Annotated in this window: 26 protein-coding genes and 1 pseudogene; 22 read left to right on the plus strand and 5 right to left on the minus strand. The window is 66.5% G+C overall.

Annotation, left to right across the window (positions count from 1 at the left end; genetic code table 11):
• Positions 1-13: 13 nt before the first annotated feature.
• On the minus strand, positions 14-673 hold the full coding sequence (locus H587_RS0104385; protein WP_027175235.1) for a hypothetical protein: 660 nt from the start codon (positions 671-673) through the stop codon (positions 14-16).
• A gap of 214 nt (positions 674-887) precedes the next feature.
• On the opposite strand from H587_RS0104385, the gene H587_RS0104390 reads away from it, so the two are divergent.
• Positions 888-2147 carry a glutamate-5-semialdehyde dehydrogenase gene (locus tag H587_RS0104390; RefSeq protein WP_027175236.1) on the plus strand — a complete coding sequence of 420 codons (1260 nt, stop codon included), beginning with the start codon at positions 888-890 and terminating at the stop codon, positions 2145-2147.
• An 8-nt stretch (positions 2148-2155) separates the two neighbouring features.
• Entirely contained in the window at positions 2156-2821 is a 666-nt protein-coding gene (locus H587_RS17235; RefSeq protein WP_034608547.1) for a nicotinate-nicotinamide nucleotide adenylyltransferase, read from the plus strand.
• A gap of 21 nt (positions 2822-2842) precedes the next feature.
• Here the strand turns inward: H587_RS17235 and H587_RS0104400 are convergent, their stop codons facing one another.
• The gene (locus tag H587_RS0104400; RefSeq protein ID WP_027175237.1) at positions 2843-3862 is read right to left on the minus strand and encodes a glycosyltransferase family 9 protein; all 1020 of its coding nucleotides are present in this window, start codon (positions 3860-3862) and stop codon (positions 2843-2845) included.
• A gap of 122 nt (positions 3863-3984) precedes the next feature.
• Here H587_RS0104400 and H587_RS0104405 point away from each other — a divergent pair, with 122 nt between their 5' ends.
• From H587_RS0104405 to hisA, 20 genes and pseudogenes are all read left to right on the plus strand, one after another.
• Positions 3985-5040: a hemolysin family protein gene (locus tag H587_RS0104405; RefSeq protein WP_027175238.1), complete on the plus strand. Its 1056-nt coding sequence runs from the start codon at positions 3985-3987 to the stop codon at positions 5038-5040.
• A gap of 9 nt (positions 5041-5049) precedes the next feature.
• A complete protein-coding gene (locus tag H587_RS0104410; protein WP_027175239.1) occupies positions 5050-5475 on the plus strand; it encodes a cytochrome c maturation protein CcmE in 426 nt (141 codons plus the stop codon).
• Positions 5476-5545: 70 nt separating this feature from the next.
• The gene (locus H587_RS0104415; protein WP_027175240.1) at positions 5546-7432 is read left to right on the plus strand and encodes a heme lyase CcmF/NrfE family subunit; all 1887 of its coding nucleotides are present in this window, start codon (positions 5546-5548) and stop codon (positions 7430-7432) included.
• Positions 7429-8091: a heme ABC exporter ATP-binding protein CcmA gene (ccmA, locus tag H587_RS0104420; RefSeq protein WP_027175241.1), complete on the plus strand. Its 663-nt coding sequence runs from the start codon at positions 7429-7431 to the stop codon at positions 8089-8091. The genes H587_RS0104415 and ccmA overlap by 4 nt, the downstream gene beginning before the upstream one ends.
• Positions 8085-8753 carry a heme exporter protein CcmB gene (locus H587_RS0104425; RefSeq protein ID WP_027175242.1) on the plus strand — a complete coding sequence of 223 codons (669 nt, stop codon included), beginning with the start codon at positions 8085-8087 and terminating at the stop codon, positions 8751-8753. Before ccmA ends, H587_RS0104425 begins: the two co-directional genes overlap by 7 nt.
• 12 nt (positions 8754-8765) lie before the next feature.
• Entirely contained in the window at positions 8766-9452 is a 687-nt protein-coding gene (locus tag H587_RS0104430; RefSeq protein ID WP_027175243.1) for a cytochrome c biogenesis protein, read from the plus strand.
• Between the two features lie 5 nt (positions 9453-9457).
• Positions 9458-9592: a CcmD family protein gene (locus tag H587_RS20155; protein ID WP_084630390.1), complete on the plus strand. Its 135-nt coding sequence runs from the start codon at positions 9458-9460 to the stop codon at positions 9590-9592.
• Entirely contained in the window at positions 9585-10163 is a 579-nt protein-coding gene (locus H587_RS17240) for a tetratricopeptide repeat protein (RefSeq protein WP_051202435.1), read from the plus strand. Before H587_RS20155 ends, H587_RS17240 begins: the two co-directional genes overlap by 8 nt.
• A 187-nt stretch (positions 10164-10350) precedes the next feature.
• The gene (locus H587_RS0104445) at positions 10351-11535 is read left to right on the plus strand and encodes a branched-chain amino acid ABC transporter substrate-binding protein (protein ID WP_027175244.1); all 1185 of its coding nucleotides are present in this window, start codon (positions 10351-10353) and stop codon (positions 11533-11535) included.
• Positions 11536-11657: 122 nt separating this feature from the next.
• Positions 11658-12557 (plus strand): branched-chain amino acid ABC transporter permease, encoded by a 900-nt coding sequence (locus H587_RS0104450; protein WP_027175245.1) that lies wholly within the window; start codon positions 11658-11660, stop codon positions 12555-12557.
• Positions 12558-12591: 34 nt separating this feature from the next.
• A complete protein-coding gene (locus H587_RS0104455; protein ID WP_027175246.1) occupies positions 12592-13809 on the plus strand; it encodes an ABC transporter permease subunit in 1218 nt (405 codons plus the stop codon).
• Complete coding sequence (locus H587_RS0104460; protein WP_027175247.1) at positions 13802-14590, plus strand: ABC transporter ATP-binding protein; 789 nt, start codon at positions 13802-13804, stop codon at positions 14588-14590. The genes H587_RS0104455 and H587_RS0104460 overlap by 8 nt, the downstream gene beginning before the upstream one ends.
• A 1-nt stretch (position 14591) precedes the next feature.
• Positions 14592-15296, plus strand: a complete 705-nt coding sequence (locus H587_RS0104465; protein ID WP_027175248.1) for an ABC transporter ATP-binding protein — start codon at positions 14592-14594, stop codon at positions 15294-15296.
• An 18-nt stretch (positions 15297-15314) separates the two neighbouring features.
• The gene (guaB, locus tag H587_RS0104470; RefSeq protein WP_027175249.1) at positions 15315-16772 is read left to right on the plus strand and encodes an IMP dehydrogenase; all 1458 of its coding nucleotides are present in this window, start codon (positions 15315-15317) and stop codon (positions 16770-16772) included.
• 61 nt (positions 16773-16833) lie between these two features.
• Positions 16834-18381, plus strand: a complete 1548-nt coding sequence (gene guaA, locus H587_RS0104475) for a glutamine-hydrolyzing GMP synthase (RefSeq protein ID WP_027175250.1) — start codon at positions 16834-16836, stop codon at positions 18379-18381.
• 4 nt (positions 18382-18385) lie between these two features.
• On the plus strand, positions 18386-18706 hold the full coding sequence (gene tatB / locus H587_RS17245; protein WP_034608549.1) for a Sec-independent protein translocase protein TatB: 321 nt from the start codon (positions 18386-18388) through the stop codon (positions 18704-18706).
• Positions 18707-18795: 89 nt separating this feature from the next.
• Positions 18796-19530, plus strand: a pseudogene (gene tatC / locus H587_RS17250) (twin-arginine translocase subunit TatC); the annotation flags it as partial.
• A gap of 291 nt (positions 19531-19821) precedes the next feature.
• Entirely contained in the window at positions 19822-20412 is a 591-nt protein-coding gene (gene hisB, locus H587_RS0104490; RefSeq protein WP_027175251.1) for an imidazoleglycerol-phosphate dehydratase HisB, read from the plus strand.
• Positions 20409-21053, plus strand: a complete 645-nt coding sequence (locus H587_RS0104495) for a hypothetical protein (RefSeq protein ID WP_027175252.1) — start codon at positions 20409-20411, stop codon at positions 21051-21053. The genes hisB and H587_RS0104495 overlap by 4 nt, the downstream gene beginning before the upstream one ends.
• Positions 21050-21784: a 1-(5-phosphoribosyl)-5-[(5-phosphoribosylamino)methylideneamino]imidazole-4-carboxamide isomerase gene (gene hisA, locus H587_RS0104500; RefSeq protein WP_027175253.1), complete on the plus strand. Its 735-nt coding sequence runs from the start codon at positions 21050-21052 to the stop codon at positions 21782-21784. Before H587_RS0104495 ends, hisA begins: the two co-directional genes overlap by 4 nt.
• Positions 21785-21833: 49 nt before the next feature.
• On the opposite strand, the gene H587_RS0104505 is transcribed toward hisA, so the two are convergent.
• From H587_RS0104505 to upp, 3 genes are all read right to left on the minus strand, one after another.
• Positions 21834-22598, minus strand: a complete 765-nt coding sequence (locus H587_RS0104505) for a glycosyltransferase family 2 protein (protein WP_027175254.1) — start codon at positions 22596-22598, stop codon at positions 21834-21836.
• Between the two features lie 100 nt (positions 22599-22698).
• Positions 22699-23949, minus strand: coding sequence for a uracil-xanthine permease family protein (locus tag H587_RS0104510; protein ID WP_027175255.1), 1251 nt, complete (start codon positions 23947-23949; stop codon positions 22699-22701).
• Between the two features lie 61 nt (positions 23950-24010).
• Positions 24011-24637 (minus strand): uracil phosphoribosyltransferase, encoded by a 627-nt coding sequence (gene upp / locus H587_RS0104515; RefSeq protein WP_027175256.1) that lies wholly within the window; start codon positions 24635-24637, stop codon positions 24011-24013.
• Between the last annotated feature and the right edge of the window lie 124 nt (positions 24638-24761).

The following is a 24761-nucleotide window of genomic DNA, read 5'->3' on the forward strand; positions in this document are numbered from 1 at the left end:
TATTGTGGGACGGCTAGTTGGCCGCCTTCAGTTGCGCGATCTTGGACTCGATGAAGGGGCGGTCACCCACGGCCTCGGACTTGGCCAAGGTTTCGTAAGCGGCCAGGGCGGTCTGCCGGTCCCCGGCGGCCTCGGCGGCCAGCGCCAGCTGGCGGGTCAGGGGCACGAGGAAGGGCTCGGGAGCGCCCTGCTTGAGGGCCTCCAGCTCCTTCACGGCCTCGGCGGCCTTGCCGCCCCGGGTCAGGGCGTGGGCGTGGCCCAGCTTGGCCACGACACGCTCGTCGCCGTCGGCGCGCGCGGCGAGATCGGCCCAGTATCCGACGGCCTTGTCGTATTCCTTGAGGTTCATGCTCGCCCCGGCCAGTTCGAAGAGAACGGCCGAACGCAGCCCGGAAGGAGCCTCGGGCAGGAACTTCTCCAGGGCCGCGATCTTCTCCTTGCCGGTGTTCCCGGCCAGGATGGCGCCCAGGGACTCCTGGGCCGTGGCCAGGGTGCGCGCCTGGATCATGCGGTAGCCGGCGAAGCCGGCGGCCGCGGCCACGATCACCGCCGCGCCGATGAGCAGGGGTTTCAGGTTGGCGACGAACTTCTGCAGGATGGTCGGGGTCTCCCGGTTGACCACGTCCTGGAACCGTTCCAGGACGACGCCGGGTTTCGTCTTGTTCTCTTCCATGTCGGGCAGCCGCCTCCGGGTTCGTTCAGTGTGGCTTGGAGCGCACACCGTTACGCAAAAATGTAAAAAAGGTCAAAACGGAAATCGCGAGGGTCCACGGCCGTCGGGCCCCGCGCCCCGAGCGCGTTGACTTTTTCGTCGCCGCGTGCTTCACCGAAAGGGCTCGATCCGTGTTCGGGCGGGGCTTTAGCATATTTTTTCTCGGGAGGGAATGATGGAAATCCGGGATGCGATGCTGGACGTGGCCGCGCGGGCCAAGCGGGCCGCGCGTTCCCTGGCCTCGGCCTCGGGCCGGGCCCGGCGCAAGGCCGTGGGGGACGTGGCCGTCCTGCTGGAGGCTCGCAAGGACGCCGTGACGGCGGCCAACGCCAAGGATGTCGAGGCGGCGCGCGCCGCTGGACTGGACCCGGCCAAGCTGCAGCGGCTCACGGTGACGCCCAAGGTGCTGGCCTCGATGATCCAGGGCTGCCGCGAGGTGGCCGCGCTCTCCGACCCGGTGGGCGAGATCGAGTCCATGTGGAAACGGCCCAACGGGATGCTCGTGGGCCGCATGCGCATTCCCCTGGGCGTGGTGGCCATGATCTACGAGGCCCGGCCCAACGCCACCGTGGACGCGGCCGTGCTCTGCCTCATGTCCGGCAACGCCTGCATCCTGCGCGGCGGTTCCGAGGCCTTCCACTCCAACGCCGCGCTCTGCGCCATCATTCAGGAAGCCCTGGCGGGTGCGGGGCTGCCCGTGGAGGCGGTCCAGGTTCCCGAGACCAAGGACCGGCAGGCCGTCACCGAGCTGCTCAAGTTGAACGAATACATCGACGTGGTCATCCCGCGTGGCGGCGAGAGCCTCATCCGGGCCGTGGCCGAGCAGGCCACCATGCCCGTGCTCAAGCACTTCAAGGGCGTCTGCCACATCTACGTGGACCGCGACGCGGACCTGGACCGGGCCGTCGAGATCGTGCTCAACTCCAAAACCCAGTATCCCAGCGCCTGCAACGCCCTGGAGTGTCTGCTCGTGCATCAGGCCGTGGCCAACGAGCTGCTGCCCCGCGTGGCCGGGCGTCTCGCCCCGGCCGGGGTGCGCTTCAAGGCCTGCCCGGCCTCCCTGCCGCTGCTCGGGCCTTCGGCCGAGCCCGCCGCCGAGGACGACTGGGGCCGGGAGTATCTGGACCTCGTCCTGGCGGTGAGGATCGTGGCCTCCATGAACGAGGCCCTGGAGCACATCGCCCGCTTCGGCTCGAACCACACCGAGGCCATTCTGACCAACGACCACGCCAAGGCCATGCGCTTCGTGCGCGAGGTGGACGCCTCCCTGGTCCTGGTCAACGCCTCCACGCGCTTCAACGACGGCAACCAGCTCGGCCTGGGGGCGGAGATCGGCATCTCCACGTCCAAGCTCCACGCCTACGGCCCCATGGGCCTCAAGGAGCTGACCAGCACGAAGTTCGTGGCCCTGGGCGAGGGCCAGGTGCGGGAGTAGCGCCGGACATGCGGCTCGGCATCCTGGGCGGCAGCTTCAACCCCATGCACACGGGCCATGTGCGCATGGCCGTGGAGGCCCGGGAGGCCCTGGGGCTGGCCCGGGTGGACCTGGTTCCGGCCGCCGCGCCGCCGCACAAGCCCGGGCCGGGCCTGCTGCCCTTCGGCCTGCGGCTGCGGCTTGCGGAACTGGCCGTGCATGGCATCCCGGGGCTGGCCGCCAGCGGCGTGGAGGGCGAACTGCCGCCGCCGTCCTACACGTGGCGCACCCTGGAGGAATACGCCCGGCGCGAACCGGGGGCGGAACTTTTCTTCATTCTGGGTTCGGGCACGCTGCTCGACCTCCCGGACTGGAAACGCGGGCCGGACCTTTTCGGTTTGGCCCATTTCGCGGCCCTGCATCGATGGGACATGGATCTTGAGGGAGTGGAGCGGATGCTCACGGCTCACTGGCCCGGAGTCCGTCGCGAGGCCCCGGCCCTCTGGCGCTTTCCATCGGGCAAGACCCTGTCCTGTCTGGAGATGCCCCGCCTGGACATCAAGGCTGCGGACCTGCGTGTCCGTTGGCGTGAACGCCGCAGCCTGGCCCTGCTCGTGCCTCCGGCCGTGGAAGAGGCCCTGGAGCGGGGCGGGGCGGAGTACGAGGCCGCCTGGGGGCCTCGCCGCCCGCTGTAATTCCTTCGGATTTCTGAGACATCAGCCCTTTTTTCCGTCCAGGACGCCCTGGGCGGCCTCCAGGACCTCGCGCGGATCAATGGCGGTCAGGCAGACGCGCCCCTCGGCGCAGGGGGTGCCGCCGTGCAGGGAGCAGGGGCGGCAGGGCAGGTCGCGTTCCAGAATCCGATCCCGGGGACCGGCCGGGTAGAAGCCCCAGGCCCGGGCCGTGGGGCCGAACAGGCCCACCACGGGCGTGCCCACGGCCGAGGCCAGGTGCATGGGCCCGGAGTCGTTGGTGACCAGGGCTCCGGCCTGGGCCAACAGGGCGCAGAGAGCGCGCAGGTCCGTGGCGTTGGTCAGGTCGCGGGGATCATCCGGCAGGAGCGGGGCCGCGTCCCGGCCCACCACGATCCAGGGGATGCCCGCCTCGTCCAGCCGGGAGGCGAGGGTGGCCCAGTGCTCACGCGGCCAGGCCTTGTCCGGGTGCGTGGCGTAGGGATGCAGGGCCAGGAAACCCGGCGCGGCTCCGGCCCGGACGGCCAGTTCCCGGCCCGTCTCGCGCTCCTCGGTGGTGAGTCGGATGAGCGGGAGCAGTTCGCCGGGAAGCGGCGCGGTGCTCTCCAGGGCCAGCGAGTAGCGCTGCGGCACGTTCAGGGCCTCCAGGCGGCGGCGCAGGAGATCCAGCCGGGTGCGTTGGAACAGGCGGCGGGAGAGGTTGAATTTCGGGTAGCGGCGCACCGGGCCGTTCCAGAACGCGCCGAGCACGCGGGAGCGCAGGGTGCCGTGCAGATCCAGGAGGCCCGTGCCCCGGCAGCGGGCGGCCAATTCCCGGGCCACGGCGGGCCAGGGCTCGCTGGAGAGCCGCGTCTCGTCCAGGCCGATGACCTCGTCCACGGCCGGGTGCCCGGCCAGGACCGGGGCCAGCCGGTCGCGGGTCACGACGGTGAAGCGCAGGCCCCGCCGGGCATTCCACCAGGCCAAGGGGCCGGTGGTCAGAACCAGGTCGCCGAGGGCGCTCAGGCGGAACACGGTCCACCGTTCGGGCTGGGAGGGACGCATCCGGCTAATGTCTCCGAAACGGCGGCCAAGTCAAGACCGGCGAGTTGCGCGGGCGCGCGGCTTCTGGTATATGGCCGTATCGGGGCGACCTCTGCCCCCCTGGAGACGGTCAACGAAACCATATGTTTGAACTCATCCTCGCCGTCGCGCTCTCCTGCGTGGCCTCGGCCTTCTGTTCGGTGAGCGAGGCCGCCTTCTATTCCTTTTCCTGGAGCCGGATCGAACAACTCAGGAAGCAGGGCAAACGCTCGGGGGACGTCCTGCACGCCCTGCGAAGCGACGTGGAGAAGCCCATCGCCGCCGTACTGACCCTGAACACCGTGGCCAACACGGCCGGGGCCTCCATCGCGGGCGCGGCCTGGGTCCGGGTCTACGGCCCGGAGAGTCTGGTCTGGTTCGTGGCGGCCTTCACCGCGCTCATTCTCATTGTCGGCGAGATCGTGCCCAAGACCGCCGGGGTGGCCTACAACCGCACGCTCATGCCCCTGTTGGCCCGGCCCCTGCAACTGCTCGTCCTGGGGCTTACGCCGCTGGTCTGGGTGGTGGGCATGTTCGGCCGTTTGGTGCGGCGCGGCAAGAAGGGCCCCGAAGCCACCGAGGAGGACATCCGCGCCCTGGTCAGCCTGACCCGCCGGGCGGGAGTGCTCAAGGCTTACGAGGAAATGGCCATCCGCAACATCCTCTCCCTGGACAGCAAGACCGTGGACCAGATCATGACCCCGCGCACCGTGGTCTTCTCCCTGCCCGCGGCCATGACCGTGGCCGTGGCCCGGGACTGCCGGGGCTCCTGGCCGCACAGCCGCATTCCGGTCTACGAGGGCGAGGACACCGAGGACATCGTGGGGGTCATCTTCCGGCGGCAGGTCTTCGAGGCCTTGGCCGACGACCGGGACGACATCCGCTTGGCCGATCTCATGCGGCCGGTGGACTTCGTGCCGGAAAACATTACCTTGGACAAATTGCTGGTGAAGTTCCTGGAAAGCCATTCGCATCTCTTCGTGGTCCTGGATGAATACGGCGGCCTGGCCGGGGTGGTCACCCTGGAGGATGTGCTGGAGGAGATCCTGGGCAGCGAGATCGTGGATGAGACGGACCAGGTGGTGGACATGCGTGAACTGGCCCGGCGGCGACGCAGCCAGATCACGAGGACGGCGGCCTCCGGGCCGCGTGAACGGTAGCGGACGGACATGACGCGGACGAAAAGCAACAAGATCGTGTATCTGGTGGCCCTGCTGCTCTTCCTCGGAGGGCTGGGCTGGCTGGTGCTCTCGGGGCTCTCCGAGGACAGCGTGTATTTCCTCAACGTCTCCGAGGCCCTGGCCCTGGAACCCGCCAAGCGCGAACAAGCTCGGCTCTTCGGCGCCGTGGACGCGGCGGACCTGGAGGCCGACGCCCAGTCCCTGGGGGTGAGCTTCAACCTCCTGGACAAGCTCGACCGCAGCAAGTCCATCCGGGTGAACTATCGTGGCGCGGTGCCCGACACCTTCAAGCCCGGGGTGGAAGTCATCGTCGAGGGCCGTTTCGACAAGGCGAGCGGCGTCTTCACGGCCAACACCCTGATCACCAAGTGTCCTTCCAAGTACAAGAAGATGAACGAGGAGGCCCAGGGCTAGACCCGGGGCCGTTTCCGTCACCCCTGCGCGTTCGCGTTCCGCTTCGGGCGGCCGCGATGAAGGAATCCGCATGCATTTGACCGCCTATCTCGGCCTGCTGTTCGCCCTCATGGCTTGTCTGTTCCTGGCCGGTTTCGCGGCCCTGGCCGCCTGGAGAGACCAGGAAAACGGTCTGGTCGTCCTGGAGCGGGGCTTCCTCGTGCCCACGTTCCTGGTGACGTTCTCCTCGGCCGTGTTTACCTCGGCCCTGGCCGCAAAGGACTTTTCGTTCCTCTACATCTACGAGCACGTGGACCGCGTGCTGCCGCTGTTCTACACCTTCTCGGCCTTCTGGGCCGGGCGCGAGGGTTCGCTGCTCTTCTGGGCCCTGACCATGATGCTCATGGGCGCGATCTTCGCCTTCTCCCCGGGGTATCGCTCCCTGTCCGGCCGCACCCGGGTCTGGTTCTGGCTTTTCTTTCTCCCTGTGCAGGCCTTTTTCCTCCTTCTGCTCACCTGCTGGAGCAACCCCTTCATCGAGGTCGTTCCGGTCCCGGCGGACGGGCAGGGGCTCAATCCGCTGCTTCAGAACCCGGGCATGATCTTCCACCCGCCGTTGCTCTTCCTGGGCTACGCCGGGTTCGCCATCCCGGCCTGCGCGGCCTTGGCCTCGGCCATCGCCGCCGAGCCCGGCTCCTGGATCAAGGCCTGCCGCAATTGGAATCTGCTCTCCTGGATATTCCTCTCGGCGGGCATCATCCTAGGCGGCTGGTGGTCTTACATGGAACTGGGGTGGGGCGGCTACTGGGCCTGGGATCCTGTGGAGAACGCCTCGCTCATTCCCTGGTTCTCGGCCACGGCCTTCCTGCACACGGCCATCATCGAGAGCCGCCGGGGGGCCCTGTCGCGGACCAACGTCCTGCTCATGGCCCTGACCTTCCTGCTCTGCGTCTTCGGCACGTATCTCGTGCGCAGCGGGGTCATCGAGTCCCTGCACGCCTTCGGCGAGGGCGGGGTGGGGACGCCCCTGCTCCTGTTCATGATCGTGGGCGGTGCGGTTTCCTTGCTGGCCGTGCTGGCCGGGGAGAAACCCGCCTACCGGGCCCTGAGCGACATGTGGAGTCGCCAAGGCCTGCTTCTGGTGACCTCCTGGTTCTTCCTCGCCCTGGGGCTGGTGGTGGCCATGGCCACCATGTGGCCGGTGATCAGCAAGCTTTGGAGCGCCACCACCGTGGGCTTGGGCGAGGATTTCTACAACCGCGTCTGCGTGCCTCTGCTGGCCCTGGTGGTGCTGCTCTTCAGCCTCTGCCCCTGGCTGGACTGGAAGGCGGGACTGCGTGAGCGGCGTGGGCCGCTGCTGGCCCTGGGGGCGTTCATTCTGGCCCTGGCGGGCTTCGCCGCCGGAGGCGTGACCAAGCCCGTGGCCCTGGTGGCGGCGGCTGGTTCCGTCTCGCTGATGACCACCTGTGTCCTGCTCTTCGTCTTCGTTCCGGCCATGCGCCGGACCCGCCAGTCCTGGGGCGCCTACGCAGTGCATCTGGCCGTGGGCCTCATGGCCTTGGGCATCGCCTTCTCCGGGCCGTACAAGGTGGAACGTGAACTGGTTCTGTCACCGGGCCAGTCGGCCGAGCTGTCCGGCTACACCCTGACCTTCGAAAAGAGTGAGCAGGAGCGCACCCCGGCGCTGTCCCTGGTGCGGGCGATCCTGCACGTGACCCGCGACGGCAAGCCCGTGGGCACCCTGGCCCCGGAACGCAGGCTCTATCTGCACTTCCCCCAGCCTTTCGCCGAGGCCTCGATCATCCCGGGCCTGGGCGACGAGCTGTACGCCACGCTGCTGGGCTTCACCAGCGAGACCAGCGTGAGCCTCAAGGTCAGCGTGAACCCCCTGGTGAACTGGGTCTGGATCGGCGGCACGCTGCTCTGTCTGGCTCCTTTCCTCCTGCTGCGTCGCCGCAACGGAGGCCAGGGCGCATGAACGCGGCCCCGGTGCTGTCCGCGCGCCGTCTGACCAAGTTCTACGGCGACAAGCTCGTGTTTCGGGACGTGTCCATGGAACTCGGGCCGGGTCGCGTGCTTCTGGTGGTGGGCGGCAACGGCGCGGGCAAGTCCACGCTGCTGAAGATCCTGGCCGGGCTGCTCAAACCCAGCGAAGGCGAGGTGGAAAGCGGCGCGGCCGAAGGCCGCACGGCCTATCTGGGCCACGCCACCTTCATCTATCCCCGGCTGTCGGCCCGCGACAACCTGGCCTTCTGGGCCCGGATGTACGGTCTGCCCGCCGACGAGGACCGGCTCGGGGCGGCCCTGGCCCGCGTGGGACTGGCCCGCGTGGCCCAGGAGCGGGCGGGGGGCTTCTCCCGGGGCATGGCCCAGCGCCTGAACCTGGCCCGGGTCTTCCTGGTGGAGCCGGAGCTGCTTTTTCTTGACGAGCCGGGCACGGGGCTGGACGCGGCATCCCAGGACATCCTGCGGGCCGAGATCGCGGGTCTGCGCCAACGCGGCGCAGCCGTGGTCTGGGTCAGCCACGACCTGGCGGGCGACCGGGACAGGGCGGACCTGCTCCTGGCCCTGGACCGGGGCCGGAGGGCCTTCTTCGGGCCCGCCGCCGACTACCGCCCGGAGGCCCCCTCATGCTGAGGCGCGCCGGGATCATCGCGGCCAAGGATCTGCGGCTCACCGTGGGCGGCCAGGGACTGGTCCAGGCGATCCTCCTGGGCCTGCTGCTCATCTTCCTGTTCAGCCTGTCGCGCCCGGCCGGGGAGCTGACGCCGCCCCAGTCGGCGGCGGCCATCTTCTGGCTGGCCTCGGCCTTCGGCCTGGTCCTGGTGGTCAACGACCTCTTCGCCCTGGAGGAGGCCAACGGCGCGCGGCTGGGACTTCTTTCCGCCCCTCTCGCTCCTCAGGCCATCTGGCTGGGCAAGGGGCTGGCCGGGTTCTGCCTCCTGCTTCTCTCCCAGGCAGTGTTCCTGCCCGCCTCGGTGGTCTTTCTGGGCCAGGACATGGGCGGGGAGTGGTGGCTCGCGCCGGTGACGCTTTTCACCGCGGACCTGGGGCTGGTGGCCCTGGGCACGCTCCTGGGGGCGTTGTCGCAGGGACAGGCCGCGCGGGAGTCGCTGCTTTCCGTAATTCTGTTCCCGCTGCTGCTGCCCGTGCTGCTCGGCGGGATCAAGCTCTTCACCCAGGTTTTCGCCGCCCAGGCGCCGGACCTGTCCTGGCTCGGGCTCATGGGCGCCTTCGACGCCCTGTTCGCGGGAACGGGCTTGATCCTTTTCCAATTTGTGTATACCGGCGAGGAATAGTTCGGAGTTCCCATGCCCAAGCTGAAAATTCTGGCCCTGGTTGCAATCCCGGCCCTCTGCCTGTTTCAGTACATGATCTGGTTCTACGCGCCCGTGGAGGCCACCATGGGGCCGGTCCAGAAGATTTTCTACCTCCATCTGCCCCTGGCCTGGTGGGCCTTCGTCAGCTTCCTGGTGGTCTTCGTGGCCAGCGCGGGCTACCTGATTCGGCCCAGACCCGCCCTGGACGCCCTGGCCGGGGCGGCCGCCGAGGTCGGCGTGGTCTTCTCCGGGCTGGTGCTCATCACCGGCTCGATCTGGGGCCGCGCGGCCTGGAACGTCTGGTGGACCTGGGATCCCCGGCTGACCACCACCCTGGTCATGTGGTTCGTCTACTCGGGCTATCTTCTGCTGCGGGCCTCGCCCCTCGGCGGCGAACGCCGGGCGCAGGTCTGCGCCGTGCTCGGCGTGGTGGCCTTCCTGGACGTTCCATTGGTGTTTTATTCGGCCCGGCTCTGGCGCAGTGTGCATCCGGCGGTCTTCGGCAGCCAGGGCGGCGGCCTGGAGCCGGAGATGTGGCACACCGTGGTGGCCGGAATGGTCGCCGTGGGCCTGTTCTGGCTTTGTCTGTTGCTGGCGCGCCACGGCCTGGCCCGGACCGCCGGGCGGCTGGACGCCTTGCGCGCCAGGTATTTGGAAAACGAAACCTCACGAGGATGAACCGCATGTCCATGAGTTATCTTTTCGCGGCCAACGTGGTCGTCTGGCTCGGCCTGGGAGGCTATCTGGCCTTTCTGGCCGGTCGTTCGGCCGGACTGGAACGGCGTGTGCGCCAATTGGAGCGTTTGAACGATGCCTGAGAACACCGCCGCCGGTCGCCGGTTGCTCGTCCTGTTCATGGCCGGAATCGTGGGCGTGCTTTTCGTGACGTCCTTCTGGTACCGCATGGAACATCCTTCCCTGCGGGTGGAGATGCGTTCCGAGAGCCAGACCCCGCCGGGCATGGGCGGGCAGGGCGGCATGGACATGGCCCGGGTCCAGGGGCTCATGAAGAAGATGGGCGAGAATCCCGAGGACGTGCCCACGCTTCTGGAGTTGGCCGACCTCTTTCTGTCCATGCAGGCCCATGACCGGGCTCTGGTTTTCCTGGAGAAGGCTCAGGCCCTCAATCCCGGTGATCCCAACGTCCTGCGCGGACTGGGCATGGTCCGGTTCGAGATGAAGGAATACGACAAGGCCGCCGAGGCCTTCGCCGCGATCCTCAAGGTGGAGCCGGACGACGCCGTGAGTCATTTCAATCTGGGCATCGTGCTGAAACATTTTTTGAACAGGCCCGAGGATGCGGAGGGGCATTTCCGCGCGGTCGTGACGGGCAAGACGGCCGATTCCGGGCTGCGGCAGGAGGCCGCCAAGGAACTCGGCGGCAAATGAACGGGATCTCGGAGTGGTGCCTGGTCCTTCCAGGCTGTTGACATGGGCGCGTATCTTACTAGAATGTTGGGCTCCGCAGGCGGCCGCACGAGCGTTTCGCCGCCCGGAGTCTCGGACACAACCGGAACGGGCCCGGGGCCCATTCCGGTGGACTTTCCCAGCTGACCGTTTTTCACAGGAGGACGCGATGAAAGCTAAGTGGACTGCGCTGGCCCTGTTTCTGGCCATGAGCCTGCTCCTGGTCGCCGGCTGCGCCCAGGAGAAGAAGGAAGAAAAGAAGGAAGCCGCCAAGACCGAGCAGACCGCTCCGGCCGCCGCTCCGGCCGCCGGCAAGATCATTCTTGGTGTGCCCGGCGCCCATTCCGGCGACTTGGCCTCCTATGGTCTGCCCACCTTCAACGCCGCCAAGCTCGTGGCCGCCGACTACAACGCCAAGGGCGGCATCAACGGCATGCAGATCGAGGTCGTGCCCCAGGACGACCAGTGCAAGCCCGAGATGGCCACCAACGCGGCCACCAAGCTGGTTTCCGACAAGGTCACCGTGGTTCTCGGCCACATCTGCTCCGGCGCCACCAAGGCGGCCTTGCCGATCTACACCGAGTCCAAGATCGTCTGCATGTCGCCCTCGGCCACCAGCCCGGCTCTGACCCAGAGCGGCGACTACCCGGTCTTCTTCCGCACCATCGCCTCCGACGACGCCCAGGCCGCCCTGGAAGTGCAGTTCGCCCTGGACAAGCTGGGCCTCAAGAAGGTGGCCATCATCCACGACAAGGGCGACTACGGCAAGGGCTTCGCCGAATACGCCCAGAAGTTCATCACCGACAGCGGCAAGGCCGAGGTGGTTCTTTTCGAGGGCGTGACCCCGGGCGCGGTGGACTACTCCGCCGTGGTCCAGAAGATCAAGTCCTCGGGCGCCGAAGCCGTGATCTACGGCGGCTACCATCCCGAGGCCTCCAAGATCGTGACCCAGATGCGCAAGAAGGACATGAAGATGCCCTTCCTCTCCGACGACGGCGTGAAGGACGACACCTTCATCAAGGTCGCGGGCGAGTTCGCCGAGGGCGTCTACGCCACCGGCCCCAAGGACATCTCCAAGAATCCCATGTACGCCAAGGCCCTGGAAGAGCATAAGAAGACCTTCGGCGCCGACCCCGGGGCCTTTTTCTACGAGGCCTACTCCGCGGCCCAGGCCCTGCTGAACGCCCTCGACAAGGCCAAGTCCACCAAGTACGACGACATCGTGAAGGCGCTGCGCACGGAGTACGTCGAGACCCCGGTGGGAAAGATCAAGTTCGACGCGCGCGGCGACGCCGAGGGCGTCGGCTTCGCCATCTACCAGGTCCAGGGCGGCAAGTACGTCGAGTTGAAGTAAGAGCCGGAGCCCAGGCTCCCGATGCTGAGAACGCAAGGGGGCAGGCCCGGAGCCTGTCCCCTTGCATTTATCCGCAATGGCCCGTATCAGGGCCGCCAAGCGCCTTGATCGACAGGACGGCCATGGACTATTTCTTCGAACTTTTCTTCAGCGGGTTGACCAGGGGCAGCATCTACGCCCTCATCGCCGTGGGCTACACGATGGTCTACGGCATCATCGAGCTGATCAACTTCGCGCACGGCGAAATCTATATGATCGGGGCCTTCACCGCCCTGGTCGTGGCCGGCGTCCTCACCGCCCTGGGCTTCCCAGCCCTGGCCATCCTGGCCATCGCCCTGGCAGCGGCCATCATCTGGTCAGCCGCCTACGGCTTCACGGTGGAGAAGATCGCCTACAAGCCCTTGCGCGGCGCGCCCAGACTCTCCCCGCTCATTTCGGCCATCGGCATGTCAATCTTCCTGCAGAACTACGTCATGCTGGCCCAAACCCCGGACTTCCTGCCCTTCCCCCGGCTCATGCCCGAGTTGCCGCTGGGCCCGTTGCAGAATTACATCGGCTCCTCCGGGGTCTTCATCATCCTGGCCACGGCCGTGTCCTGCGCGGGGCTGACCCTGTTCATCAAGTTCACGCGCATGGGCAAGGCCATGCGGGCCACGGCCCAGAACAGCAAGATGGCGATGCTGGTGGGTGTGAACGTGGACCGGGTCATCTCGCTCACGTTCATCATCGGCTCGGGCCTTGCGGCCGTGGGAGGCGTGCTCATCGCCTCGCACGTGGGCCAGATCAACTTCATGATCGGCTTCCTGGCCGGTCTCAAGGCTTTTACGGCGGCCGTACTGGGCGGCATCGGGAGCATTCCCGGCGCCATGCTCGGCGGCTTGGTCCTCGGCTGGACCGAGAGCTTCGCCACGGGCTACGTCTCCAGCGACTACGAGGACGTGTTCGCCTTCCTTCTTTTGGTGCTCATCCTCATTTTCCGGCCGTCGGGCATCCTCGGCAAGCCGCCGACCCAGAAGGTCTGAGGCCCCGGACAACTGAAGAGAGAAAGAGACGGCGATGGATCAATTCAAGCGAGCGATTTTCACCAGCATCTGGTTCATGTTCCTGACCTTCCCGATCATGGTGGTCCGCGTGAACACCATCGAGAAGATCGTGCAGTGGCGCTTCATGAACATGCTCTACGTGGGCGTGGGGGCGTTCATCTTCTCCTACGTCTGGCGCTACCTCCTGAGCAAGCGCCAGGTGGGGCCGCAGCAGGAGGAGGGCGGGACGGAAGCCAAGGCCGGATTCCTGCACCGGCTCGCCACCGACCGCCGGGTGTACGTGCCGGTGCTGGCCGGAATCCTCGTGGCCGCGGCCTGCTTCCCCATGGTGGGCACCATGTACCAGGTGAACATCATGATCACGGCGCTCATCTACGTGGTCCTGGCCCTGGGCCTGAACATCGTGGTGGGGCTTTCCGGCCTCCTGGTCCTGGGCTACGCGGCCTTCTACGCCGTGGGAGCCTATACCTACGCCTTGCTGAATCATCATTTCGGTCTGGGTTTTTGGACCGTGCTGCCCATCGGCGCGGGCATGGGCGCGCTCTTCGGCATCTTGCTCGGCACGCCGGTGCTGCGGCTGCGCGGCGACTACCTGGCCATCGTGACTCTGGGCTTCGGCGAGATCGTGCGTCTGGTCCTGGAGAACTGGGGCGTCGTCACCCAGGGCCCCAGCGGCATCTCCGGCATCAGCCGCCCCTCGCTGTTCGGTTTCAAGCTCTCGGTTTCCGACTCCACGGTCTACATGTATTACATCATGATCGGCCTGGTGCTGGTGACCATCTTCGTGGTCAACCGACTGAAGAACTCGCGCATCGGCCGGGCCTGGATGGCTCTGCGCGAGGACGAGATCGCCTGCCAGGCCATGGGCATCGACAAGACCAAGACCAAACTCACGGCCTTCGCCCTCGGCGCGGCCTGGGCCGGACTCATGGGCGTGGTCTTCGCCGGCAAGACCGTATTCGTGAACCCGGCCAGCTTCACCTTCCTGGAGTCGGCCATGATCCTGGCCATGGTCGTTCTGGGCGGCATGGGCTCCATCGTCGGCGTGATTCTGGGAGCCTTGGTGCTCATTCTCCTTCCCGAGTTCCTGCGCGACTTCGCGCTCTACCGCATGCTCATCTTCGGCGCGGCCATGGTCGTGGTCATGGTCCTGCGGCCCCAGGGGCTGGTCAGCGGCCAGCGCCAGAAATATCGTTTCAAGGTCAAGGAGGCGGTCGCCGCCCATGAATAAGGTGCTGGAAGTCAAGAACCTGTCCATGGATTTCGGCGGCCTGAGGGCCCTGAACGAGGTGGATTTGGACGTGCGCGCGGGCGAGATCGTGGCCCTCATCGGTCCCAACGGCGCGGGCAAGACCACCTTCTTCAACTGCATCACCGGGATGTACACACCCACCGAGGGCGATGTGTTGACCCGGCCGCCGTCCGGCGGCGAGGTCCGGCTCAACGGCCTCAAGCCCAACTCGGTGACCGAGATCGGCTTGGCCCGCACCTTCCAGAACATCCGTCTGTTTCCGTCCATGACCGTTCTGGAGAACGTCATGATCGGGCGTCACTGCCGTGCCAAAGCGGGCATCCTGGGCGCGGTCCTGCGTGGTCCGGGCACCCGCCGCGAGGAGCAGGGCATCGTCGACAAGAGTTACGACCTGCTCACCGAGCTGGGCCTTGAGGACTCGGTGAACGAGCTGGCCCGTAATCTGCCTTACGGCGCGCAGCGCCGCCTGGAGATCGCCCGGGCCCTGGCCACGGAGCCCTATCTGCTCCTGCTGGACGAGCCCGCCGCCGGAATGAATCCCCAGGAAACCATGCAGCTCAAGGATCTGGTCCTGAACATCCGCGAACGCTACAAACTTTCCATCCTGCTCATCGAGCACGATATGAAGATGGTCATGAGCCTCTCCGACCGTGTCTTCGTCATGGAGTACGGGCAGATGATCAGCGTGGGCACGCCCGCCGAGGTGAGCCGCGATCCGCAGGTCATCCGGGCCTACCTCGGGGAGGACCACGATGGCTAACGTGCTCGAACTCAAGGGTGTGAACACTTTTTACGGCCAGATTCAGGCCCTGCGCGACGTGACCATGGAGATCGGCGAGGGCGAGATCATCACCCTCATCGGCGCCAACGGCGCGGGCAAGACAACCACGCTCATGAGCGTCAGCGGCGTCGTCCCGCCCAAGAGCGGCGAGATTCTTTACCGTGGGAAACCCATCCACAGTCTGTCGCCGGACAAGATCGTGGCCCTGGGCCTGTGTCAGGTGCCCGAGGGACGACTCATCTTCCCCGAGCTGACCGTTCTGGAGAACCTGGACATGGGTGCATTCATGCGCACGGACAAGGACGGCGTGCGCCGGGACATGGAGTACATCTTCGGGCTCTTCCCGATTCTGGCCAAGCGCCGCAGGCAGGCGGGCGGCACCCTCTCCGGCGGTGAGCAGCAGATGCTGGCCATCTCCCGGGCGCTCATGGCCCGTCCCCAGCTGCTTCTGCTGGACGAACCCTCCCTGGGACTGGCTCCGCTGGTCATCAAGCAGATCTTCGAGATCGTGCGGAAGATCAACGCCGACGGGACCACGGTGTTCCTGGTGGAGCAGAACGCCAACCTGGCGCTCAAGATCGCCCACCGGGGCTATGTCATGGAAAACGGCCGGATCACCCTGACCGACAGCGGCCAGGCCCTGCTGGCCAACGAAGACGTGAAAAAGGCCTACCTGGGACTCTAGGCCGCGCGCGGAGGCGATATGGACAGGATCAACGGCAAAGCCTACACTTTCGACGACGTTCTGCTTCTTCCGGCCTATTCCGAGGTTCTGCCGGACAGCGTGGACATCTCCACCCAGCTGACTCCCACCATCCGCCTGAACATCCCCCTGGTTTCGGCGGCCATGGACACCGTCACCGAGTCGCGCATGGCCATCTCCATGGCTCGGCACGGCGGCGTCGGGGTGATCCACAAGAACATGCCCATCCGTGACCAGGTCACCGAGGTGGGCAAGGTGAAGAAGTCCGAGAGCGGCATGGTCCACGACCCCGTGACCGTGCATCCCGAGGACACCGTGGGCAAGGCCCTCAAGCTCATGGCCGAGTACCGCATCTCCGGCCTGCCCGTGGTCAAGGGCGACCATCTGGTGGGGATCATCACCAACCGCGACGTACGCTTCGTCGAGGACATGAACATCCCGGTCTCCGAGGTCATGACCTCGCGCAACTTGGTCACCGTGCCCGAAGGCATCTCCGAGGAGGAGGCCAAGCGGCACCTGCACCAGAACCGGATCGAGAAGCTTCTGGTGGTGGACGGCGACAACAAGCTCAAGGGCCTGATCACCATCAAGGACATCGACAAGATCAAAAAATATCCCAACTCCTGCAAGGACGACAAGGGACGGTTGCGCGTGGGCGCGGCCGTGGGCGTGGGCCGCGACTGTCTCCAGCGGGCCGACGCCCTGTTGCGCGCCGGGGCCGACTTCCTGGTTCTGGACTCGGCCCACGGCCACTCCATGAACATCCTCAAGGCCGCCCAGGCCCTGCGCGCCGAGTTCCCGGACTGTCAGCTCATCGGCGGCAACGTGGCCACCTACGAGGGCGCCTTGGCCCTGATCGAGGCCGGCGTGGACACCGTCAAGGTGGGCATCGGGCCCGGCTCCATCTGCACCACGCGCATCGTGGCCGGAGTGGGCGTGCCCCAGATCACGGCCATCATGGAGACCTCCCGGGCCTGTCGCGAACACGGCAAATGCCTCGTGGCCGACGGCGGCATCAAGTACTCCGGCGACGTGGTCAAGGCCATCGTGGCGGGCGGCGACACGGTCATGATCGGCAGCCTCTTCGCGGGCACCGAGGAGAGCCCGGGCGAGACCGTGCTCTACCAGGGCCGGACCTACAAGATATATCGCGGCATGGGCTCCATCGACGCCATGAAGCAGGGCAGCTGCGACCGCTACTTCCAGGACAAGTCCAAGAAGCTGGTGCCCGAGGGCATCGTGGGCCGCGTTCCCTTCCGGGGCCAGGTTTCGGAGAGCATCTACCAGCTCATGGGCGGCCTGCGTTCGGGCATGGGCTACGTCGGCTGCGGGAACATCGCGGAGCTTCAGACCAAGCCCCGCTTCGTGGAAATTTCGGCGGCTGGCCTGCGCGAAAGCCACGTCCACGACGTCATCATCACCAAGGAAGCTCCCAACTATCGGGTGGAGCCCTCCTGATCGACAGGGCCGGAGGCGAAATTCCTTCCCCTCTTCACAGCCTTGGTATAGAGGAAAGCGCATGCAGCACGGAGATATCGTCGTTATTCTGGACTTCGGGTCCCAGGTCACCCAGCTCATCGCGCGGCGCATTCGCGAGGCCGGGGTCTATTCGGAAATCCACCCCTGCAACGCGGACTTCGAGGCCGTCAAGGCGCTCAGGCCCAAGGCCCTGGTGCTCTCCGGCGGTCCTTCCAGTGTCATGGACCAGGACGCGCCGCCCTTCGATCCGCGTTTCCTGACCCTGGGCGTGCCCATACTGGGCATCTGCTACGGCATGCAGCTCCTGGCCCACCACCTGGGCGGCTCGGTGGTCTCCTCCACCGACCGCGAGTACGGCCGGGCGGAATTCCACGGCGAACCCTCCTGCCCGCTCTTCGAGGGCATCAAGGACAAGGAGCGCTTCACGGTCTGGATGTCCCACGGGGACAAGGTCCAGGCCCTGCCGGAAGGGTTCTCGGTCATGGGCAGCACGCCCAGCGTGGATTTCGCGGCCATGGGCAACCCGTCGGCCGGAATCTACGCCCTGCAGTTCCACCCCGAGGTGGCCCATACCGAGAACGGCGCGCTCATCATCTCCAATTTCCTGTTCAAGGTCGCGGGCCTGAAGCCCGGCTGGAGCATGTCCTCCTTCGTGGACTCCACGGTGAACGACCTGCGGGAGAAGATCGGCGGGGACAAGGTTGTTCTGGGGCTCTCCGGAGGCATCGACTCCACCGTGGCCGCCGTGCTCCTGAACCGGGCCATCGGCAAACAGCTTTACTGCATCTTCGTGGACAACGGCCTGCTGCGCCTGAACGAGCGCGAGGAGGTCATCGGCTACCTGGAAGAGCACTTCGACCTGAACGTGAAGTGCGTGGACGCCGCCGACCTCTTCCTGGACCGTCTGGCCGGGGTCACGGACCCGGAGCGGAAGCGCAAGATCATCGGCCACACCTTCATCGAGATTTTCGACAAGGAAGCCAAGGCCATCCATGGCGTGAAGCACCTGGGCCAGGGCACCCTCTACCCCGACGTCATCGAGAGCGTCTCCTTCCGGGGCCCCTCGGCGGTCATCAAGAGCCACCACAACGTGGGCGGCCTGCCCGAGAAGATGAATCTCTCGCTGGTGGAGCCCCTGCGCGAACTGTTCAAGGACGAGGTCCGCAAGGCGGCCTACGAGCTGGGCTTGCCCGAGGCGCTCATCTGGCGTCACCCCTTCCCGGGGCCTGGCTTGGCCATCCGGGTCATCGGCGAGATCACCCGGGAACGTTTGGACATCCTGCGTCAGGCCGACAAGATCGTGCAGAACGAGCTCATCGCCTCGGACTGGTATCGCAAGGTCTGGCAGGGCTTCGCCGTGCTCCTGCCGCTGAAGACCGTGGGCGTCATGGGCGACGGCCGCACCTACGAGCACGTCATCGCCCTGCGCATCGTGGACAGCCTGGACGCCATGACCGCAGACTGGTCGCGCGTGCCCACGGAGATCCTGGCCCGCATGTCCAACCGCATCATCAACGAGGTCAAGGGCGTGAACCGGGTGGTCCTGGACATTTCCTCCAAGCCGCCCAGCACCATCGAGTGGGAGTAGGGACATGTTCGGCATCGGCACCACGGAACTGCTCGTCATCCTCGTCGTGGCCCTGATCGTGCTCGGGCCCAGCAAGCTGCCCGAGCTTATGAAGTCCCTGGGCAAGGGATTGGCCGAATTCCGGCGCATGAGCACGGACGTCAAGCGCACGCTGGACGCCGAGGTGGAGAAGGCCGAGATGGATCAGAAGACGGCCGAGATGAAGAAGCAGATGTTCCCGGAGAAGCCGGACACGGTCACTCCGGATTCGGCCAAGGCCGCCAAGACCGCCGAGGCCGCCCCCGCCGAGACCGCGCCCGCCGGGGAGACCAAGGAAAAGGCATGAGTGAGCATCAGGACGTGACGCCGGAGGAGAAGGCCCTGCCCCAGGCCGAGGCCGGGGGGGAGGGCGGCGAGGAAACCGCGCAGGGAGGCATGAGCCTGCTGGATCACCTGGGCGAGTTGCGCAAGCGCCTGACCAAGTGCGTCTACGCCGTGGCGGTGGGCTTTTTCGCCTGCTACTCCTTCGCCGAGGACATCTTCAACGTCCTGCTGGCGCCCATGGCCGGCATCCTCACCGACGGCCACTTCCAGTACACCAGCCCGCCCGAGGCGTTCTTCACCTACCTCAAGGTGGCCCTGGTGGCGGGCATCTTCCTGGTCAGCCCCTACATCTTTTATCAGATTTGGGCCTTCATCTCGCCCGGGCTCTACGAGCACGAGCGCAAGTGGATCATCCCGATCACCATCGTCACGGCCGTGCTCTTCGTGACCGGTGCGCTCTTCGGCTACTTCGTGGTCTTTCCGTTCGGCTTCGAGTTCTTCGCCAGCTTCGCCAGCGAGAAGATCCAGTTCATCCCCAAGCTCAACGAATACACCACGTTCTGTCTGCAACTTCTGCTGGCCTTCGGCGTCGTCTTCGAGATGCCGTTGTTCATGCTCATTCTGGCCCGGCTCGGCATCGTCACCGCCGAGAAGCTGAGGAAATCCCGCAAGTACGCCATCCTGATCATCTTCATCGTGGCCGCCATCCTGACCCCGCCGGACCCCTTCACTCAGACCCTCATGGCCGGACCACTCATCCTGCTCTACGAGGTGTCCATCTGGCTGGCCAAGGTTTTCGGGCGCAAGCCTGAGCCCGAGGTCGAGGAGGACGCGGAGGGCGAGGCCCCGGTCGCCGCGCCCGCCGCCGCGCCCACGCCCGCCGTCGAGGCCGCGCCGGGTGCTCCCGACGAGTCCGAGTCCGCGGAAACCGCCGTGACCGAGCAAGAGGTTGCCATCGCGTCGGCCCCGGAGGGGACATCCGCGTCCGAGGAAGCGGCCCCCACGGAGGAAGACGCCGCCCCGTCCGACGAAGGGGAAAAGGACAAGGATAGCGACGGGAATGCGGGAGCCTAGCGGCTTCGGGCATTTCCTTTTTTTCATTTTTCCTGCATAGTCAGGCCTGGAGAGGAGGCGATGGTGGGCAAGCGAAAGGCGACCGTTGCGCGCACGACGCGCGAGACCGACGTGCGTGTGGTTCTGGGCCTTGACGGTTCGGGCCGCGCCGAGATCTCCACCGGCGTGGGCTTCGCCGACCACATGCTCACTCTGCTGGCCTTCTGGGCCGGTTTCGACCTGACCCTTTCCTGCAAGGGCGACCTGGAAGTGGACGCCCACCACAGCCTGGAGGACGTCGGCCTGTCCCTGGGGCAGGCCCTGGCCGAGGCCCTGGGGGAGAAGAAAGGCATCGCCCGCGTGGGTTGGGCCGAGGTGCCCATGGACGAGTCCTTGGCCCGCGTCACCGTGGACCTCTCCGGCCGCCCCTGGCTCGTGTACGCCGACTCCGTCCTGCCCGCGATCATCGCCGGGGAGGAGAAGGACGTCTGGCGCGAATTTTTCAAGTCCCTGGCCATCAAGGCCGGGATGAACCTCCACATCCGCTTCGAATACGGACAGAACGGCCATCACCTGCTGGAAGCCGCGTTCAAGGCTCTGGGGCTGGCCCTGGCCCAGGCCGTGCGCGTGACCCGCGTGGGAGTGTCCAGCACCAAGGGGAGTCTCGACTCATGAAACGCACCGCTGTCGCCGTCTCGTGCGCATTGTTCGTCCTGCTCCTGGCGGCCGCCTGCGCCCGGCCCGTGCCGCAGACGGCCCGTCCGTCAGGCACCTTGGCCGTGGCCGGTTTCCGCAATCCGGCGTTCACCTGGGAGCTTCTGGCCGGTTATCTGCCCCGCGAGGGCGTGAAGGTGGACCCCCTGGTCATCGACAAGCTGAACCAGTCCCTGACCAACGCGCTCATGACCCACGGCACCACGGGGTACGTGAGCATGGGCAACACCCGCCAGTGCGAGGACATCAAGAATTATGAGACCGAGGTGAGTTCCCGCACCACGGCCCTCAAGTACTGGGTCGAGGTGGGCCGCTGCACCGGCGCGGACCTGTTGCTCGTGCCCCAGCTGCTCTACTGGAAGGAGCGCCAGGGCAAGGAAATGGGCGTGGAGTCTCCGGCCTCGGTCATGCTCGACATCTACCTCATCAACGTGAAGGAGGGGCGCATCGCCCAGCGCTTCCACTTCGAGGAGACCCAGCAGGATCTCACCTCGAATCTCCTGGACATCCCCAAGTTCTTCGAGCGCAAGGCCAAGTGGATCACGGCCGGCCAGCTGGCCGACGAGGGCATCGAAACCGGCCTGCGGACCCTGGGTCTATGATTCTTTTCCCCGCCGTGGACATCAAGGACGGTCAGTGCGTCCGTTTGGCGCAGGGCCGGGAGGACGCGGTGACCGTGTTCTCGCCCGATCCCGTGGCGCAGGCCCGGCACTGGGCCGACCTCGGCTCCTCCTGGCTGCACGTCATCGATCTCGACGGGGCCTTCTCCGGTCAGCCGCGCAACGCCGAACTGGTGCGCCGCATCTGCTCCGAGGTCTCCATCCCGGTGCAGCTCGGCGGCGGCATCCGCGACGCGGCGACCGCCCGGGCCTACATCCAGGCCGGGGTGCGGCGGCTCATCATCGGGACCATCGCGCTCACCGAGCCGGAGGTCTTCGCCGCCATTTGCCGGGAATTCCCGGGCCGCGTGGGCGTGTCCCTGGACGCGGTGGACGGCCGCCTGAAGACCAAGGGCTGGGTCGAGGACGCGGGCCTGACCATCTTCGACGTGCTGCCGCGCCTGGAGGCCGACGGCGCGGCCTTCATCATCTACACCGACATCTCTCGCGACGGCATGCAGACGGGCGTGAACCTGAAGGCCCTGGAGGCCCTCTGCGAGGCCACCCGGCTTCCGGTCATCGCGGCCGGGGGAGTACATACCCTGGACGACCTCAAGGCCCTGGCCCCGCTGACGAAGAAGGGCCTGGAAGGGGCCATCTCCGGCCGGGCCATCTACACCGGCACCCTGGATGTGCGGGAAGCCCTGGACTGGATACGATCCCAGGCAGCCTGAAAATGAAAAGGCCCGGGGTGTCCCGGGCCTCTTTTTTTCGTCGTCGCCGTCAAGGCTTCGGCCCCCAGTCCCCTTTCTCCTCCACCCGGATGTACTTCTGGAAGGCGTAGTAGGCCCCGGCGCAGGCGTTGATGAACCCGGCCCGGCCGTCCAGGAACCCGAGCTTCAGGACATAGAGCTTCAGGAAGCGGATTGCGGCGTGGGCCACGGCCCGGGCCACGCCCCCCTTCCTGCCCTTGGCGCGCATCTCGTCCGCGGCCTGCTGGGCGTAGGAGTTCATCTTGGCCATGTGCTCGCGGAAGTTGGCGTAGGGGTAATGGACGATGTCGCCGGAGAGCTTGGCCGTGGGCCCTTGGGGATTGAAGTGGTAGTGCGCCCCCGTCACCGTGACCTTCATGCGCCCGGCCCGGAACACCCGCAGGAGGTGGTCCGGATACCAGCCGGAGTGCTTCAGGAAGCGGTCGAAATAGAAGGAGCGGCGCGGCACGTACCAGCCCGCCAGGTCCGCCGGGGCCTCGGCCAGGGCGCGCCGGATGTTGTCCCGCAACTCGTCGGTGAGATATTCGTCCTGATCCAGGCTGACCACCCAGTCGGTGGCGATTTGCCCGAGGGCGAACTGGAATTGCGGCCCGGGGCCTTCCCATTTCCGGGTGAGCACGCGGGCTCCGGCCTGCTTGGCCAGCTCCCGGGTTTGGTCCGTGCTGAGGGAGTCGACCACCAGAATCTCGTCGCAGAAGTCGAGACTCTTCAGACACTCGCGCAGCAGGCGTTGGCCGTTGAAGGTCAGGATCAGGCCGGTGACGGTGGGCTTCATGCGAGGGATGTAGAGGATTTCCCGGGCGTGGTCCAGCCCGGAGCGGAGAAGGGGCGGCGGCGCCGACCCCGAGGGGCCGCGCCGCCGCGCCGGGAATGCGTCAGGACTGCCGCTTGCCCTCGGGCAGGAGCAGATTCAGGACCACGCCGGTGATGCCGGCCAGTCCGATGCCCTCCAGCTTGAACTCGCCCGCGCCGAAGCTCATGCCGCCCACGCCGAAGATGACGATCAGGGCCACGATGACCATGTTGCGGGGTTCCATGAGATCCTGGCCAGCGCGCACCAGGGTGTTGATGCCCACGACCATGATGGCCCCGAAGAGCAGGACCATGATGCCGCCCATGACCGGCACCGGGATGGTGCCCAGGAAGGCTCCGAGCTTGCCCACGAAGGCCAGGAGCATGGCGGTGATGGCGGCCCAGGTCATGATCGCCGGGTTGAAGACCTTGATCAGGGCAACGGCGCCGGAGACCTCGGAATAGGTGGTGTTCGGCGGGCCGCCCAGCAGGGAGGCCAGGGAGGTGGCCAGACCGTCGCCCAGCAGGGTGCGATGCACGCCGGGGTCCTTGATGTAGTCCTTGCGGGCGATGGAGCCGATGGCCAGCACGTCGCCGAAGTGCTCGATGGCCGGGGCGATGGCCACGGGGACGATGAAGAGCACGGCCTCGAGCTTGAACTCGGGAAAGACGAAGTCGGGCACCGCGAGCCAGGGTGCGGCGAGCATGCGGCTGAAGTCCACCAGCCCGAAGGCCAGGGAGGCGGCGTAGCCCACGACGATGCCGGAAAGGATCGGCAGGAGCCGCAGCCAGCCCTTGGCCAGCATGGACACCGCGATGGTGGCCAGGAGCGAGAGCATGGACACGATCATGGCCGTGTCGCGGGGCACGAGCACGGCCGAGCCGTCGCCGGTCTTGCCCAGGGCCATGTTCACGGCCACCGGGGCCAGGATCAGGCCGATGACCATGATCACCGGGCCGGTGACGATGGGCGGCAGGATGCGGTGGAGCATCTGCACGCCGCGCAGCTTGATGACCGCGGCCAGGAGCACGTAGACCAGACCGGCGGCCGCCAGGCCGGAGAGCGTGGCCGGGATGCCCCAGGTCTGAACGCCGTAGATGATGGGTGCGATGAAGGCGAAGGAGGAGGCCAGGAAGACCGGCACCTTGCCCTTGGTGATGACCTGGAAGAGCAGGGTGCCCGCTCCGGCGGTGAACAGGGCCACGTTGGGGTTGAGCCCCGTGAGCAGCGGCACCAGGACCAGGGCGCCGAAGGCCACGAAGAGCATCTGGGCCCCAAGGACGGCGTCCTTGAGGCGGAAGACGTAATCAGTTGGTTGACGGACCGCGCTCATTGTTCCTCCTTGTCTCTCTCAGCCGCGCGAAAAAAAGGGGCGCCCGGACGCGCCCCGTGTCTTACTTGGTGCCGAAGATGCGGTCCCCGGCGTCGCCCAGGCCGGGGAGGATGTAGCCGTTCTCGTTGAGGCGCTCGTCGACGGCCGCAGTGTAGATGTCCACGTCGGGGTGCTGGGAGGTGATGCGTTCGATGCCCTCGGGCGCGGCCACCAGGAACAGGCCCCGGATCTGCTTGCAGCCCGCTTCCTTGAGCAGGGTGATGGTGGCGTTCAGGGTGCCGCCGGTGGCCAGCATAGGGTCCAGGATGAGGGCCATGCGGCTTTTGATGCTCTTGGCCAGCTTGACGTAGTACTTCACCGGCTGGAGGGTCTCCTCGTTGCGGTAGAAGCCGACCACCGAGACTTTGGCCCCGGGCACCATGTCAAGCACACCGTCCATCATGCCCAGACCGGCGCGCAGGATCGGCACCACGGTGATCTTCTTGCCCTTGATGCGGTCGATGGTCACGTCTCCGGCCCAGCCCTTGATGACCTTCTTTTCGGTCTCCAGGTCCTTGGTGGCCTCATAGGTGAGGAGCCGCGAGACTTCCGTCGCCACGTCGCGGAACAGGCTGGTGGGCAGATCGTGCTTGCGCAGGATGCCCAGTTTGTGCCGCACCAGGGGATGATCAACCACGAATACCGACACGGGACGCCTCCTTGGCTGGGATCAGGCGGCCGGGCCGCCGATGAAATCCCCCTCTTGTAAAGGCAGCTCCGCCGGAGGGTCAAGACGCTTCCGCATTTTTTTTGATATGCATGAGAAAGTGTTT

Origin of the sequence: Desulfovibrio aminophilus DSM 12254, assembly GCF_000422565.1 — a bacterium.
GTDB lineage: Bacteria > Desulfobacterota > Desulfovibrionia > Desulfovibrionales > Desulfovibrionaceae > Aminidesulfovibrio > Aminidesulfovibrio aminophilus.